This is a genomic window from Litoreibacter sp. JB4-2, assembly GCF_055693445.1.
This window is the reverse complement of the sequence record NZ_CM146334.1, coordinates 1039411-1054819: the sequence shown is the minus strand read 5'-3', so window position 1 is coordinate 1054819 and position 15409 is coordinate 1039411. Positions and strand designations below refer to the sequence as shown.

The 15409-nt window shown below is 57.7% G+C and carries 17 protein-coding genes and 1 tRNA gene; 9 read left to right on the top strand and 9 right to left on the bottom strand.

Annotated features, from left to right (window positions below):
• Positions 1 to 827 precede the first annotated feature (827 nt).
• Positions 828 to 1010 carry a helix-turn-helix domain-containing protein gene (locus tag ACZ1G7_RS05265; RefSeq protein ID WP_472663674.1) on the bottom strand — a complete coding sequence of 61 codons (183 nt, stop codon included), beginning with the start codon at positions 1008 to 1010 and terminating at the stop codon, positions 828 to 830.
• Positions 1011 to 1656: 646 nt separating this feature from the next.
• On the opposite strand from ACZ1G7_RS05265, the gene ACZ1G7_RS05260 reads away from it, so the two are divergent.
• Complete coding sequence (locus ACZ1G7_RS05260) at positions 1657 to 1821, top strand: integrase core domain-containing protein (protein ID WP_472663673.1); 165 nt, start codon at positions 1657 to 1659, stop codon at positions 1819 to 1821.
• Positions 1822 to 2405: 584 nt separating this feature from the next.
• On the opposite strand, the gene ACZ1G7_RS05255 is transcribed toward ACZ1G7_RS05260, so the two are convergent.
• On the bottom strand, positions 2406 to 2816 hold the full coding sequence (locus ACZ1G7_RS05255) for a GNAT family protein (RefSeq protein ID WP_472663672.1): 411 nt from the start codon (positions 2814 to 2816) through the stop codon (positions 2406 to 2408).
• Positions 2817 to 2980: 164 nt separating this feature from the next.
• Here ACZ1G7_RS05255 and ACZ1G7_RS05250 point away from each other — a divergent pair, with 164 nt between their 5' ends.
• On the top strand, positions 2981 to 3775 hold the full coding sequence (locus ACZ1G7_RS05250; RefSeq protein WP_472662783.1) for a M15 family metallopeptidase: 795 nt from the start codon (positions 2981 to 2983) through the stop codon (positions 3773 to 3775).
• A 414-nt stretch (positions 3776 to 4189) separates the two neighbouring features.
• Entirely contained in the window at positions 4190 to 4564 is a 375-nt protein-coding gene (locus ACZ1G7_RS05245; protein ID WP_472663671.1) for a GFA family protein, read from the top strand.
• A 399-nt stretch (positions 4565 to 4963) separates the two neighbouring features.
• Here ACZ1G7_RS05245 and ACZ1G7_RS05240 read toward each other — a convergent pair.
• The 6 genes from ACZ1G7_RS05240 to ACZ1G7_RS05215 form a co-directional block, all read right to left on the bottom strand.
• Positions 4964 to 5038: transfer RNA gene (locus ACZ1G7_RS05240), tRNA-Gly, on the bottom strand.
• A gap of 105 nt (positions 5039 to 5143) precedes the next feature.
• Positions 5144 to 5446: a mediator of RNA polymerase II transcription subunit 21 gene (locus ACZ1G7_RS05235; RefSeq protein ID WP_472662782.1), complete on the bottom strand. Its 303-nt coding sequence runs from the start codon at positions 5444 to 5446 to the stop codon at positions 5144 to 5146.
• Positions 5447 to 5463: 17 nt separating this feature from the next.
• Positions 5464 to 6489, bottom strand: coding sequence for an endonuclease/exonuclease/phosphatase family protein (locus ACZ1G7_RS05230; protein WP_472662781.1), 1026 nt, complete (start codon positions 6487 to 6489; stop codon positions 5464 to 5466).
• Positions 6486 to 7166 (bottom strand): TerB family tellurite resistance protein, encoded by a 681-nt coding sequence (locus ACZ1G7_RS05225; RefSeq protein ID WP_472662780.1) that lies wholly within the window; start codon positions 7164 to 7166, stop codon positions 6486 to 6488. Before ACZ1G7_RS05225 ends, ACZ1G7_RS05230 begins: the two co-directional genes overlap by 4 nt.
• Positions 7167 to 7198: 32 nt before the next feature.
• On the bottom strand, positions 7199 to 7681 hold the full coding sequence (locus ACZ1G7_RS05220; protein WP_472662779.1) for a GNAT family N-acetyltransferase: 483 nt from the start codon (positions 7679 to 7681) through the stop codon (positions 7199 to 7201).
• A complete protein-coding gene (locus tag ACZ1G7_RS05215; protein ID WP_472662778.1) occupies positions 7678 to 8301 on the bottom strand; it encodes a VOC family protein in 624 nt (207 codons plus the stop codon). The genes ACZ1G7_RS05220 and ACZ1G7_RS05215 overlap by 4 nt, the downstream gene beginning before the upstream one ends.
• Before the next feature lie 64 nt (positions 8302 to 8365).
• On the opposite strand from ACZ1G7_RS05215, the gene ACZ1G7_RS05210 reads away from it, so the two are divergent.
• The 6 genes from ACZ1G7_RS05210 (at position 8366) to ACZ1G7_RS05185 (ending at position 13242) form a co-directional block, all read left to right on the top strand.
• On the top strand, positions 8366 to 8932 hold the full coding sequence (locus tag ACZ1G7_RS05210) for a 5-formyltetrahydrofolate cyclo-ligase (RefSeq protein WP_472663670.1): 567 nt from the start codon (positions 8366 to 8368) through the stop codon (positions 8930 to 8932).
• A 40-nt stretch (positions 8933 to 8972) separates the two neighbouring features.
• Positions 8973 to 9794, top strand: coding sequence for a TIGR00282 family metallophosphoesterase (locus ACZ1G7_RS05205; RefSeq protein ID WP_472662777.1), 822 nt, complete (start codon positions 8973 to 8975; stop codon positions 9792 to 9794).
• Between the two features lie 4 nt (positions 9795 to 9798).
• Positions 9799 to 10695 carry a DMT family transporter gene (locus tag ACZ1G7_RS05200; protein WP_472662776.1) on the top strand — a complete coding sequence of 299 codons (897 nt, stop codon included), beginning with the start codon at positions 9799 to 9801 and terminating at the stop codon, positions 10693 to 10695.
• 14 nt (positions 10696 to 10709) lie between these two features.
• Positions 10710 to 12488: an SLC13 family permease gene (locus ACZ1G7_RS05195; protein WP_472662775.1), complete on the top strand. Its 1779-nt coding sequence runs from the start codon at positions 10710 to 10712 to the stop codon at positions 12486 to 12488.
• 10 nt (positions 12489 to 12498) lie between these two features.
• Complete coding sequence (locus tag ACZ1G7_RS05190; RefSeq protein ID WP_472662774.1) at positions 12499 to 12942, top strand: hypothetical protein; 444 nt, start codon at positions 12499 to 12501, stop codon at positions 12940 to 12942.
• 135 nt (positions 12943 to 13077) lie between these two features.
• Positions 13078 to 13242: a hypothetical protein gene (locus tag ACZ1G7_RS05185; protein WP_472662773.1), complete on the top strand. Its 165-nt coding sequence runs from the start codon at positions 13078 to 13080 to the stop codon at positions 13240 to 13242.
• A gap of 31 nt (positions 13243 to 13273) precedes the next feature.
• Here ACZ1G7_RS05185 and ACZ1G7_RS05180 read toward each other — a convergent pair whose 3' ends face one another.
• Positions 13274 to 15055 (bottom strand): SLC13 family permease, encoded by a 1782-nt coding sequence (locus ACZ1G7_RS05180; RefSeq protein WP_472662772.1) that lies wholly within the window; start codon positions 15053 to 15055, stop codon positions 13274 to 13276.
• Positions 15056 to 15409: the final 354 nt, after the last annotated feature.

Sequence of the window (15409 nt, the reverse complement as noted above, 5' to 3'; positions counted from 1 at the left end):
AACAGATTTGATACGTTATCGAAAAAATCTAATCAATAGCTGTGGTTTTGCCAGTGCTTCTTAGCGTTCTTCTGCGAATGGCTAATGTTCCAAATAGACTAACTAACGTCCTTGCTTGTCATAATCGAACGGTGTTTTTGAAGCATTTCCTAGTTTTGGACTGCTTTTCTAGAACGAAGTAACTATGAAGATGAGTGTTTCAGTCAATGTGTTAAGAAAACTGCGTAGGCGTCAGGGGCTTTGCCCCTAACAACCCCAACTTCTTAAGATGAGAAAATTGTCAAAAACCCGTGCGGAGCGAACTTTGTGAGCGTGAGCACTGATCAGCCGATCACTCGGCTTAATGAACAAAAAAGTCCTGAGAATCAAAATTAGATAGATACTTAATCCGATCGTCTTTCTGATCCAATCTGAGATTACAGTATTGGTGACAAACACATACACTTGCTTTACGGGCTGTAGGTCGGGTTTCCGTCCAATTAGAACCAATTTCCTATATTTTTCGCTAGATATTGAAGACTCACTATGCACCATCGTTGGGAGTCCCCATGCCCCCCGGGGTGGGCCCTTGCCGACCTCGTTAAGTTTGTCAGATTGTTTTTGACGCTGCGATCTTTTCGTTATTCTTTGAGCACAACCTCGACGAGGTTAGGGTCAGATTGTTTTGTGATATGATTTCATTGAATTTTTCCAAGAAGATTTATTAACCTTCACATCTGCTTGGTGTGAACGGTCGATTTTTCAACCGCATTAATATCAGATTTTTGGTGTTGAGTGGTCGAATTGCTCGGTGTGCTGTTGATTTGGTGCTGGCGCAATGTTTCGTCTTAGTCGGTGGGCTTCAATAAGATCCAGCTTTCAACACCGAAGCCTTTTGCCACACGATACAGATTATCAATCGAGATGTTTTGCTCAGAACGTTCAACGGCACTCAGATAGGTCCGATTCAGCCCCGCTTCTTCGGCCAGCCTTTCTTGGGACCAACTTCGTTCTGCTCGAAGTAGCCGCATGTTGCGTGCAACGATATCTCGTAGTGGGCTCTTGGGTGTTGTCTTCACACACAATTCTATTGCGCATCGACGGTTTTAACTCTACCTGTTTTAAGATACATTTCGTGTTGGTCGTAGCTTTATTGAGGAGTGGCGTATGTGGTTCCTAATTTGGAGTATGCTAAAGCTCTGGATCGGCATAGCCGTCTATGCGGGATATTTTGCAGCGTTTTATTACTGGTACGTGGGAGCTCTACCGCTGCTGTACTTGCCTTTAGTGCTTGCAGTAATTTGGGTGGTTAGTTGGGTCATCGTGATTTTGACAAGAGTTTTGGATCATGCCTTTGGGCTTTCGATTTTCCCTAACGATAGAAAACCATGATCTGATAATGTAGTTTGCGCGTACTCAGAAACAGCGAACTGAAACGTAACTGCCAGACCCGAATCTGTCCGCAGATGGACGAACGTAATTCGTGATACTGGATTGCTGAATTTCTTGAATTGATTTTGCGGATTTCTTACGCGGCAAGCCGTCAGGTCCGACAACTGCCCAGAGTTCATCGCCGCACATCTGCAGGACTGGTTGAAAAAGGTTGGCATCCGACTGATGTAGATCTAACCTGGGAGCCCTCGGGAGAACGGATACAATGAACGCTTCAACGGAACGCTGGGACGAGAAGTTCTGAATGGTGAGTGGTTCCACAGCATCAGGCAGGCGCAAGTCGCGATCAATGTTTGGCTTAGACAATATAACCAGATCAGGCCTCATCACGCTTTGAACATGCGTCCACCAGTGCCTGAAACCTTATCAGAGAATCCTCAAATCACTTGAAGAAAAGACCGGAAAATCCCGCAGTCAACTTTTTCGAGAGGCGTCAAAAGTTCTGATCCAAGCACGACATGGAAGCGACACAAACGAGGGCAGGGCGGATGACTGACGATTGGCGTGGCCAACTGTCGCCGTATCCAAGCGACAAAGGAGTAGGAGTTAAAAGTTGAAGAACTGGTTTGGAAAGACGATTTCGGTGTAGGGGCTTGTTTTGGCGGCGATCCCAATTGGGCAGTGGTTGTCTGAAGCTGAAGATAGAAAAATAGATCGCTTATCCACGATTTTGCAGGCACATGCGAGTTGCGCAGATCGTCCTACCTTCAATGAGAGCGAAGTGCCGACAACCGACATTGAGCTGCTTCAAAACGCGCGTCTTTCGCCTGAGCATCTTGACGAAATGTGGAATACACTGTGCTCCGAAGTGACGACGCATCTTTGGGGTTGAATCTGGACTGCCAGTGCCAATCGACATTGTTTGGCGACCATCAACCGAATGAAGTATTCAAATTAGAGGAGCCAAAGTCTGGAATGAGCCCAAATTGACGAATGCTGCGACCTGCATGAACGTCTGCTAAGCGGATGCGAGACTACTTCGTTTCCAATCGGAACTTCAGGAACCTCTCTCCCTCGTAGTCGACATCGCCAATGTGCTCTGCACCTAGTCTTCCGAGCGCTCCAAGGTTCTTCCTGGATGGTGGCAGCAGAAACGTCACAAACAGAATGCGGTCGTCAGCGATGGCGAAATCTATAGCCTTCTTTGAAATGCGCCTACCAAGGCCAAACGCATCCGGTCGCAAGACAAGCCCAAAATCCCACTCGTCACCTTCCTTCTGAAAACCGCCCCACCCAACATATTTGCCGTCGGACTGAAACGCCCAATGCCCGAGCCCATCCCGCGCCCAGTATTCCTCTTTCATTTTGACAAACTTGATTGCCATCTCCGTGTCCCACGCACCCGTCAAAAGCGGCATATGTTCGCTAACCCTCGGGTCGGACATATGCTTTGCAATCTCGGAAGCCGGTACATCAACCAGCCGAGAAAATGTAATCTCAAGTGTCAACGTATCTTCCCTTATGTCCTTGAATTGCCTTATCCGAGGAGCGACTTGGTCGCAATACGGCCACCTAGCTAGTGATCAGACTCCGACGTGAGGAACCGCCTGTGAGCAAATCCGAATTTCCACCAATCCCAATGAGGGACGATGATCTGGATGCACGCAACTATCATTTTGTCGAGATAGACGGCTCCGACCCTCGCGGAGCAGAAGCGCTGATTGACATCGGCGAGCACGGCATTTCCGTTTTGCCATATTACTATGTTTCAGATGGTTCCAATGCCCCATACGGTCAAAGGATTGATGGCAGCCTTTCTCGCGTGTGGTGTCGCGCCAGCTTGCTACTGATGCTTCGCTCCGCAAACCAAAAACTGTCAGCGTTTAGGTGTGAACTCGTTGTCTATGATGCATATCGCCCAATAGCCACTCAGAGAGGGCTGTGGGCTTGGGCCTTGGAAAAGGTGAGGAAAGACCATCCGGCGCTTTCTGACTCCGAGCTGGAGGTCCTGACCAGTCAGTATAGCTCGGACCCGAGAAGATTTGACCTGGGGGATGCGACCACTTGGCCGATACATACATCCGGGGCCTCAATTGATGTGATGCTTCGCTCGCTTGAGACGGGCAAGGAGTTGGATCTGGGGGCTGCGTTTGATGATCTAAGTGTCGTGGCTCACACAGACCATCTGGAGCAGGCGCTTGATCGTGGTATTATTGGGCCCGATGACGCTGCTTTGCTTAACCGCCGCATGCTATACTGGACCATGACAGAAGCGGGATTTGAGAATTACCCTTCAGAGTTTTGGCACTTTGACTTTGGTAACCAGATGTATGTGCTCAACGCGCGCTCCAAAAACGCCACGTTGAATCGAGCTTGGTACGGCTATTGCGAGCCTCCGGCGTAGTCAGCTTAGAAGCACCCACTATCCAAAGCCGACATTGGAGATGGTTCCAAGAACGGCAGCTTCGTCCGCAAAGCCGTCGTCGTTTGGTTTGCCTTCAAAAGAAAAGAGGCTGGCTATTCTCAAGTAGAAACGCTGGGCACGCTTTGGATCAACACTGGATTTTAGAATCGGCGGAGCAAAACCCAGAACGCCTGCTTTCTATGAGCGAGGAAGAGTTCAGATCAGCCTTGGCTGATGCTGGGTTTTACGCCGACGAGCTAGTCTGTCAGTTCCACTCTTCCGTACGAGAGCTGATTTCTGGGCTGCGGAGTAACAAGCATTGCTGAAGATGTCCGTTATGAGCGCTCAGCAACCGTAGGTTTGCGTCAATTCACTATTGGCGTATTCTGCTCAGAAATTCATATCGACGGATTCATGAAGCGAGAAGCTACCTGTTCATGCGGCGCACTACGAGTGATTTGCCTAAGTGACCCCGAGCTTGTGTCACTATGCCATTGCAAAGAGTGCCAGAAGCGTACAGGCGCTCCGTTTGGCATCGCAGCCTTCTTTCAAAGAAAGAATGTTGAAGTTCATGGACACTACAAGAGCTATGAGCGCTCGTCAGATGCGGGCTTTGGCCTGACATTCCACTTTTGTACTGAGTGCGGCTCTACAGTTTTTTGGGAGCCATCTCGCAAACCGGATATGGTCGCGGTTGGTGTTGGTTCGTTTGGCGATCCGGATTTTCCCGAGCCCACCCAAGAAGTACATGTAGATTGTCGTCACACCTGGGTTCGCACACTGGGCTGATGGCCTATAAATGGCCGCTTCGTCCGCGATGCAGTCATTGGCTCATATAGCATTATTGCAATTGTAGGGCAGCGCAGCCCTGATACGAAAGGCTATGGACCTGCCTTAGCCAGTGGGCGTAGTGCTGCTCTGCGCCGATGTCGGGGCCTCTACGGGGCAACAGAGAGCTCAGATGGATTGTTCCGTGATGCTTAGAATGTCAATTTTCTTGGAAAATTAGATTGAGGTGCCTTTGCGTTCAGTTAATTCAATCGCGGGCGTAGCTCAGGGGTAGAGTTATCCGCAAAAGCGAAGCTTTGTGCACCTTGCCAACTTGACTTGTTCACACTCAAATTGTGAACGCCATTGCCCAAAAACGAAACAAGGGCTACAGTTTTCACTGTAACCCTTTGTTTCCATTGGAGCGGGCGATGAGATTCGAACTCACGACCCTAACCTTGGCAAGGTTATGCTCTACCCCTGAGCTACGCCCGCATCCGTTGGTGAAGCGTGAAATATAAACTCCGATCCAATCCTGCAAGCGCTAAATCGGTATTTTGCAAAATTTTCGTACGCGCAGCCCGTGCCCGCCCCGTTCATTCAAATATCGATCGGGTCCTGCGGGGCGGGCGTGCTTAGGGCATCGGGCTTCTCAGGCGTTTTGCGCCGAATGATGATGTCGCCATTGGGCAGCACTTCGGGCGGGTGGTAGCGGTCGAGGTCGCGCAGCTGGTCTCCCAACTGGTCCATGAAGGGTGCGACGTCGTCCTCCAGCTGGGTAAACAGGTCGCGCAGGCTCTCGGCCAGCTCATCAAGCCCTTCAAAAAGCGGCGGCTCCGGGTCCTGCGCCGCGGCGGGCACCACACATGCGGCAAGCGTCAAAGCAAAGACATATTGTTTCATGGCGCCAATATAAGCGTTCAGAGCGCAATATCCAAACTCACCGGAAAATGGTCCGATGCGGTCAGCAGGTCGGACCTCAGCGCCGCGTTGCCCCAGCAATCGGGGTCATCAAACGGGTGCCAGATATGCCAAACCGGCTGTTTCGCGGCCAGATCGGGTGACACCATGATGTAATCCAACAACGCGTTCAGGTATCGGTTCTGGTCGCGCAAATGAAACCGCGATGTGGTGCGCCCGGTCCCGATCCGTCGTGACAGCGCGTCAAGCGCGTGCGGGTCGACCATTTGCGGCGCATCCGGGCGGCCAAGCCCCATCACGATTTCGACGCTGGAGCGGCCAAAGAGCTTTTCATACTCGTCCAGCCCCGGCCCGTCGTTGAAATCGCCCATCACGATCAAAGGCGCGGCCTCAGACAGCAGCGCATCGACGCGTTCGCGCAGCCAGATGCACTGCGCCAATTGCTTGCGCCGATTGGCAATCGATAGCCGGATCACTGCGTCGGCATTGCGCGCGCCATGCGGTGCTTTCGATTTCAAATGCGCCCCGATCAGGCGTAGCTCAGCCCCTGATTTAAGCCGTAGCGCGACCTCCAAAGGGGGTTTCGAGAACGTAACATGGTCCTGCCGGTCATCAATATCGAGGTCGATCTTGAACACGCCGTCAAAACGCGGGGCATCGCCTTTGCCACCCTTAAGCGGGCCCTGTGGGTCGTGGCGCGCCTCCATCTGGTCGGGGTCATAAAGCAGCGCGATCTCTTGCTGCGTGTCATTGCTGAACCCGATCAGCGCCTTTCGCGCGCGCAGATCGAACTTGCGCGCAAATGTTTCCAACGCAACGATGCCGCTGCGTTTGGCGCTGCTGTCGGGCGCCTCGATCACCATCACCGCATCGGCATCCATCGCCTGAAACACCGCGCCCAACGCCGCAAGTTGCTGTGATTTGGTGACATCGCGCCGCCCCGACCAGCTGTCATCGTCAATCAGCTGACCCGCATCATCAAACAGGTAGGTGAACCACTCCACATTATAGGTGGCCAGCCTCACGCAGCCGCCTCGGAGATTTCTTCCCAAGCGCGGTTGATCATCACCAGCCGTTTTTCGGCCAATTTCACCGCCTCTTCCGGCAGGCCACGTGCCAACATCCGGTCAGGATGGGTCTCACGCACCAAAGCGCGCCAAATCTGGCGAACTTCCTCCAGCGACATTTTCGGGTCCGCGCCCAGCACCACATAAGGATCATGATCGGCATCGGGTACGTAGCGTGCGCGCAACGTCTTAAACTCCGCGCTGGTCATGCCAAACACGCCCGCGACGACGGCCAAAAACTGATCCTCGGCGTCGTGATAATTGCCGTCAGCAATCGCGATGTGAAACAGCCCTTCCATCAGGTCAAACAGCGTATCATGACGGTCGTCAAACATCGCGGCGATCTTGCGGGCGTAGCTGTCAAAGCCTGCCACATCTTGCCGCGCAAGGTTGAAGACCCGGGCTGCATGCGCCTCATCCTCCGGCGGGATGGTGAAAACCTCGCGGAAGGCCGCGACCTCGTTTCGCGTCACTTGCCCGTCGGCTTTGGCCATTTTGGCGCCCAAAGCCACCACCGCGATTGTGAAGGCTACAGTGCGCTCAGGCTCCGCCCGCAGGCGGTCAAATACAGCGGCCAGCCCTTCGCCATTGGCAAGGGCAGAGAGTGCTTCGGCAATGCGGTCCCAAATCGACATGGGGGCACGCTACCCCAAAGCCACGGGGAATGTCAGAGGCTTTTCTGCATCAGCACAAGATCGAGCACACGGCCAAATTTTTCCCCGATTTCAGGCAGATGGCCGGTTTTTTGGTATCCTTGGGTCGCGTGAAAGTGAAGTCCTGCAGCATTTTCGCCAGAAATGCCGCCGACCATGACCCGAACCCCTTGATCGCGCGCGATATCTTCAAGCGCGCCCAGCAGTTTGGCGCCTAACCCCGCGCCACGCGCTTCCTCCGCCAGACAGATCGAGTGTTCCTTGACGGATGCGTAGCCCTTGCCGCTGCGAAACGGACCAAAGCTGGCGAAGGCTATGATGCGGCCCCCCTCCTCGGCGACCAGATAGGCGTCGGCTGCCGCAATAGCCGCCATGATCTCAGCCTCGGTCTTGTCATCGGGCAGAAAGGTGATGGTCGTGTCGCGGATGATCTGGTTGTAGATTGGCAAAATGCCCACCGCATCTTCCGCGCGGGCAGGGCGGATCACAGCGCTCATTCCAGCCTGACCTCGCCATTCGGACCATCAAAAATGGCCACCAGTTTCGGCTCCGGCGCGGGCATGAATTGCACTGTGTCGCGCGGCATCATTGGCCCCAGCAGTTCTGCCATCTGCACGGCTTCAGGGTGGTGCAGCGTTAGCCGCATCAGCCGCAACCCGCTGTCGGGCAGCGTGTCTGTCGGATGCGCCTCGCCTTGCCATTCGATGATCGCGGGCGCCCAACCGCCCCAGGGCAACACGCCGTCATCCGGGACCGCCATCTTCCAGCGCAAATCCCCGCGTTGCAACGCTATAGGCGTTCCAAACCCGTCCGGCAGGTCAGCCAATGCGGCCTCAATATCATCGCAGCGCAAAATCCAGTTGGTCAGGCGCGGCGCGCCTTCGAAATGGTCGAGGTTGAACCACCGGGGCCGCCCCGGGGCGCGGGCCTCAGGGTTGATCGCGATCAGCTCAAAGTAGAAATCCGGGCCCATCCCCGTCAGCCGGTTATGCGTGCCCATGTCGGGGTGCTGGCCCTCGACCGGCAGCGCCACGCCCAGCAAGCCCTCTACAATCGGCGCGCCGGTGTTCAGGGCAACGCAGCTCATCGCAATATGGTCTAGGCTCAATCGGGTCATGCAGCCAGCCTACCGCCGCAAAGCCGCGCTTGCCAAGGGCGCAAAGCGCGGGCAGAAACGCGCCATGACCGATTTGGCCGCCCTCAAGTCCGACGCCCGCAAAGCCGCCTTCGCACGCCGCAAATCCGCCCGCTCGGCTGCGGCCGACGCGCAGGCCGTGGCGCATTTGCTGGGCGTATTGATGCCGCACAAGGGCAAACCCATGGCGGGCTACATGCCTATCCAGACGGAGGTCGATCCGCGCCCCGCAATGGCCGCCCTGCAAGCCTTCGGCCCTGTTGGCGTGCCGGTGATCGACGGCAAGGGCCAACCGCTGAGCTTCAAGTCCTGGTCGCCTGAGGCGCAGATGGTCGACGGGCCGTTCGGGGCCAAAATCCCCGCCAAAGGCGCGCTGATCACGCCGCAAGTGGTCATCGTCCCGCTGGTGGCGTTCACGCGGCAGGGCCACCGGCTGGGCTATGGCGGCGGCTTTTATGACCGCACGCTCGAAGGGCTGCGCGCGCGCGGGCCGGTCACGGCCATCGGCTACGCCTACGCTGCGCAAGAGGCCGAAAACCTGCCGATGGAGCCCACCGACCAGCCGCTCGATCTGATCGTCACCGATCAAGGCGTGATCACCCCACAGCCCTAATTGAATTGCGCAACCGCGCGGCACCGCGTAGGAAACCGCTATGAAGCTGCTCTTTTTAGGCGACGTCATGGGCCGCGCAGGCCGCGCCGCGATCACCACTCATCTGCCCCAGCTGCGCGCCGCGTGGAAGCTGGATTTCGTTGTGGTCAATGGCGAGAACGCAACAAACGGCGCGGGCCTGTCACCGGCCCATGCCAAGGACATGCTGGCCGCTGGCGCCGATTGCCTGACGCTGGGCGACCATGCGTTTGATCAAAAAGACATGCTCAGCTTCATCACAGAGGAGCCGCGCATCATCCGCCCCCTCAACTTCGCCAAAGGCGCGCCGGGTGCGGGCGCGCGGGTGTTTGAGGCCACGCGCGGGCGCAAGGTCCTCGTCAGCCAAATCCTGGGGCAAGTCTTCATGAAACGCGCCTATGAGGACCCGTTCGGCCAGATCGAGCAGGCCTTGAAAACACACATTCTGGGCGGCGCGGTTCAAGCCTCCATCGTCGATGTGCATTGCGAAGCCACATCAGAGAAAATGGCCATGGGCCATTGGTGCGACGGGCGCGCCTCTGCGGTGATCGGCACCCATACCCATGTGCCCACGGGTGACGCCATGGTGCTGCCAGGCGGGACCGCCTACCTGAGCGATGCGGGCATGTGCGGCGACTACAATTCGGTAATCGGCATGGAAAAGGCCGAACCTATGCGCCGCTTTGTGACCGGCATGGTCAAGGGTCGCTTTGTGCCCGCAGGCGAGGAAGCCACGCTCAGCGGGCTCTACGTCGAAACCGATGATCGCACCGGAAAGGCCACCAAAGCCATCCCCGTGCGTCAAGGCGGGCGGTTACAGCCCTCGGGGCCGGAACAGGCCTGAGCCCATGCGCGAAAAGCTGGGTCTCTTTGCCATTCTGGCGGTGCTTGGGGCAGGGTGGGGGCTTACCCAGCCGCTCACCAAAATCGCCGTCAGCGAAGGGTATCGCCAATTCGGGCTGATCTTTTGGCAGCTGGCCATTTCGGCGGCGCTGATGGGCGCGATTGCCGTGGTCACGCGTCGGTCGCTGCCGCTGACGCCCGCGGCGTTCAAAACCTACCTGATCATTGCGCTTATCGGCACGGTCCTGCCGAACGCGGCCTCTTATCAGGCGGCGGTCTATTTGCCGGCGGGCATTCTGTCGATCCTGCTGTCGTTGGTGCCCATGCTGGCGCTGCCGGTGGCGCTTGCGCTGGGCAATGACACGTTCGAGCTTCGTCGCTTGCTGGGCCTTTTCTTAGGCCTCATCGCCGTTTTGCTGATCGCACTGCCGGAGGCCAGCCTGCCGGACCGCGCGATGCTCGCCTTCCTGCCGCTGGCCTTGGTTGCCCCGTTTTTCTACGCATTTGAGGGCAATTATGTGGCCCGCTGGGGCACTGCCGGGCTGGACCCGGTGCAGGTGATGCTGGGCGCATCGCTTGTTGGAACGCTGATCACGCTGCCGCTGGCACTGGTCAGCGGCCAATGGATTGACCCGCGCGCGCCTTGGTCGCTGCCCGATGGCGCTTTGGTGCTCAGCTCCGTCATTCATGTGCTGGTCTATACTGGCTATGTCTGGATCATCGGCAGGGCCGGATCAGTCTTCGCCGCGCAGGTGGCCTATCTGGTAACGGGCTTTGGCGTCCTTTGGGCGATGTTGCTGCTGGGGGAGCGTTATTCGCTCTGGGTTTGGGCCGCCTTTGCTGTCATGTTGGTTGGGCTATCCTTGGTGCAACCACGCGCGCGCACTGACACAACCCGCTGAGACCCGCTAACACTATGGATCTTTTTGCTTTTGACCAAACCACCCAAGCCATCATCGCGCTCTGCGTTGTGGCAGGTATGTTTGCCCTGTTCCTGCGCGAATCCTACCCGACGGAGGTGGTCGCCCTAGGCGGGGTGGCCGTGCTGCTGATCACCGGCGTGCTGCCTTATGAGGCGGGCCTCTCGGTTCTATCCAACCCCGCGCCATGGACCATCGCCGCCATGTTCATCGTCATGGGCGCTTTGGTCCGCACCGGGGCGCTGGATTGGTTCACGCAGGCCGCTGACGCCCGCGCGGCGACCAACCCGGTTCTGGCGATTGGCGCGCTGATGGCCTTTGTGGTCGTGGCTTCCGCCATTGTGTCGAACACGCCCGTTGTGGTGGTCATGATCCCTGTCTTTGTGCAGCTCGCCAAAACCATTGGCGTGTCGCCGTCGAAAATGCTGATCCCGCTCAGCTACGGGGCGATCCTTGGTGGCACGCTGACCCTGATCGGCACTTCTACAAACCTCTTGGTTGACGGTGTTGCGCGCGAAGGCGGGTTAGAGCCCTTCACGATTTTCGAGGTCACACCGCTGGGCATCATTCTGGTCGTCTGGGGCATGATCTATCTGCGCTTTATCGGCCCGCGCCTGTTGCCCGATCGCTCCAGCATGGCCGCACTTTTGTCCGACAATACCAAGAAGAAATTCTTTACCGAAGCCGCGATCCCCCCCGAAAGCAACCTGATCGGGCGGGAGGTGATGGATGTTCAGCTGTTCAAACGCCCCGGCGTTCGGCTGATCGACGTGGTGCGCGGCGACCTGTCGCTCCGGCGCAATCTCAAGGACGTCTCGCTGCAAGTTGGCGACCGGGTGATCCTGCGCACCGAAATGACGGAACTTTTGTCACTGCAAGCCGACAAGCAGCTCAAACGCGTCGACCAGCTTTCCGCCGTTGAGACCTCCACTGTCGAGGTGCTGATCACCCCGGGCGCGCGCATGGTGGGCCGCTCGCTAGGCTCTTTGCGTTTGCGGCGGCGGTTCGGGGTCTACACATTGGCCGTGCATCGCAGCAATCAAAACATTGGCCAGCAGCTGGATGATCTGATCGTGCGCGTGGGCGACACGCTACTGTTGGAAGGCGCGCCCGAAGACGTCGCGCGGCTGGCCTCCGAAATGGGGTTGGTCGATGTGGCCCATCCCACCGCGCGCGGGTTCCGCCGCGCCCATGCCCCCATCGCGCTGGTGACACTTTTGGGGATGGTCGGGCTGGCGGGGCTGGGCGTGGCCCCGATCTTCCTGCTCGCCATTCTCGCTGTGGCCACCGTGCTACTGACCCGTTGCATCGACGCGGAGGAGGCGTTCTCCTTCGTTGATGGTCGCCTGCTCGCGCTGATCTTCGCCATGCTCGCTGTCGGCGCCGCGCTAGAGGCCTCAGGCGCCGTCACCCTGATCGTCGAGGCACTTGCGCCCGTGATGATGAACCTGCCGCCGTTCCTGGTGATCTGGGGGATTTATCTGCTGACCTCCGTGTTGACGGAACTGGTCTCCAACAACGCTGTCGCTGTGGTGGTGACGCCCATCGCCATCGGGCTGGCCACGGCCATCGGCATCGACCCGCGCCCCTTGGTGGTGGCCGTGATGGTCGCCGCTTCCGCCAGTTTCGCCACGCCCATCGGGTATCAGACCAACATGCTGGTCTACGGCCCCGGCGGCTACAAATTCACCGATTTCATGAAGGTCGGCATCCCGCTGAACCTCAGCATCGGTATTCTGGCCTCCGCCGTCATCCCGTTCATCTGGCCGCTCTGAGGGAAGGCTCATGCGCACAACACTTGCACTTCTTATCGCCGTGACAGCGCTCACCGGTTGCGACCGCGTCCTTGACCGCGCGTTGAACCGTCCAGACAGCACCATCACCCTGCCGCCGCCCCCGCCTGAACGCCTCGCCCCACCGGTCTTTGCCGTGGTCGATGGCAACCGGGTCATCGCGGAAATGGCGGACGGCGCGCAATGCATCGGGCTGTCGCGCACCGCCCGCCCCGGCGCGGGCTGGACAGGCACGTTCACCGACTGCCCCTATAGCTACACCTACGCCGTGGCCCTCGCAGCGGGCGCGCCGACCGGGGCAATCGTGCTGCAGGAGGTCGTGGGCCCAACCCTGCCCGCCGAGGAGGGCGATATCCCCTTCCGCCCGGTCGCCGAGCTGCGCATTACGGTGAACAATGGATTAGTCTACCGCTTTGAATCCGCTGAAGGATTCTAAAACTGCCCACAGTTTGGGCAGCCATGCAGAATGCGCAATCCCGCTCTTCCGAAACGGAACTTGTCTGCGCGCCTCACTGTGGCCAAATGCCTGTTATCGCTAACACGACAACAGCCCAAAAGAGGAGGCTACATAATGACTGCTTTGATTAACTCCGTATTGACCGCCGCCCAAAAGCGCCGTGCCTATCTTAACACCGCCTATGAGCTGGAAAACCTGCCGCTCGACGTCGCGCTTGATCTCGACATCTACGCAGGCGACGCCCAAAAAATCGCGCGTCAGGCCGTTTACGGCCATTAATAATAGGCGGGCCGTTTACGGCACCTAAAGGCTACAAAGGCCAGAACACCAAAATCGCCGGGATCGACACGGCTACGACAAGGATTTCCAGCGGCAATCCCATCCGCCAGTAATCCCCGAACCCGTAGCCGCCCGGCCCAAGGATCAGCGTGTTGTTCTTGTGCCCGATGGGCGTCAGGAACGCACAGCTGGCCGCCACGGCCACGGCCATCAAAAACGGGTCCGGGTTCACGCCCAAGGACTGCGCCATCTGGATGCCAATCGGTGCGGCCACAATCGCCGTCGCCGTGTTGTTCAATACATCCGACAAGCTCATCGTCACCACCATGAGGATCGTCAGGATCGCCCAGGGCGGCATGCCTTCGGTCAGCGACACCAATGAGCCCGCGATCAGCTGCGTGCCGCCCGATTGCTCCAAGGCCTGGCCCAAGGGGATCATCGATCCCAGCAGCACCACCACCGGCCACTCGATATGGTCGTAAATCTCGGAAATAGGGATGATCTTGGCCAAGACAAAGGCCACAACCACAATCCCCAACGCCACCGGCAGGTAAACCAGCCCGATGGAGGCCGCCAAAACCGCCGCCCCAAACAGCCCAATGGCCAGCCACACTTTGGTGTCATCCGTCACCACCAGGCCCCGGTCTGCCAAAGGCAGGCAGCCCAGCCATTCCGTGACCGAGTTCGCATTCTCAGGCGCCACAAGCAGCAGCAAAATGTCGCCCGTCTGCACTTGGGTCTTGCGGATTTGCGACTTGATCGTCTTGCCCTGCCGCGAAATGCCCATCAGCACGGCCTGCTGGCGCCAGGTCAGCCCGATGGATTGCGCGGTCTTGCTGTTAATGCGCGACTGGTCGGTCACCACCACCTCAATCACCGTCAGCCCGTCATTCTCGGCGCGCAGCATTTCTTCGCGCTTGTCATCGGCAAATTGCAGCGACACGGCGGCGCGGAATTCGTCCAGCGCGTCCGGCGTGGCCTCAAACACAATGATGTCGCCCGCCGCGATCACGCGGTTTTGCCCGGATCCGTAGCGGCGCTTGCCGTCCTGAATGATGCCGATCACGGCGACATCTGCCTTCTCGGCCTCCTCATTGAGGTCGCGCAGGCGGGTGCCGATCAGCTTGCTGGTCTCGGGCACCACCAGTTCGGCGATATATTCAGCGTAATCCTCCATCGGGTCGCCCGACTGGTGCGTGCCGGTGCGCTGCGGGATCAGCCGCCAGCCAATCAGCGCCACAAAGGCGAGCCCCGCAATCGCGGTGATGCCGCCAACGGGCGCGAAATCAAACATCTTGAACGGCTCGCCCAGACTGTCTTGCCGGATGGAGGCGATGATGATGTTGGGCGGCGTGCCGATCAAAGTCACCATGCCCCCCAAAATCGTGGCAAAGCTCAAAGGCATCAGCGACAGGGCAGGGGCGCGGCCCGCCTTTCGCGCCGTCTGAATGTCCACCGGCATCAGCAGCGCCAAAGCCGCCACGTTGTTCATAAACGCGCTCAGCACGCCGCCCACAACGCCCATCAGCGCGATATGCGCCCCCAGCTTGCGCGACGCATCAACCAGCGTGCGCGTGATCAAAAACACCGCACCCGAACGCACCAGCCCGGCAGAGACCACCAAGACCAATGCCACCACCAGCGTTGCCGAATGCCCAAAGCCCGCAAAAGCGTCTTTCGTGTCGACCACGCCCAGCACCACCGCCAGCATCAGCGCAGCGAATGCCACAAGATCGTAGCGCCACTTCCCCCAAAGCAGAAAAATGAACACGCCGCCAAACAGCGAAAAGAGGATGATCTGGTCTGTCGTCATGGGTGCACCATGTTGTAATACCACGCAGGACCGCAAGGGGAGAAAGCCCGATGGCACGACCAGCGCCAAACACATCACTGATGTTGAACGTCAGACAACTTTGCCCCTCACGTCATCATACAACCCAATCTGGAAAAGCGGCCTTTCGTACAAGACACGGCTGATGTCTGCTTTGAGGCCATTCTAACGGTTGCTGCGTTCTGGACCAACGTCTGCTCTGTTTGTTTCTGTATCTGCAGAAGGGGAGTATGTTTCGCTTGAGGGTGAATGAGGCTAATCAACGACTCATATGTGAACGACGTTCATTTTTCTTGATTGAACGACGTTCATGATCTAAGGTCTCAAAATAATCCT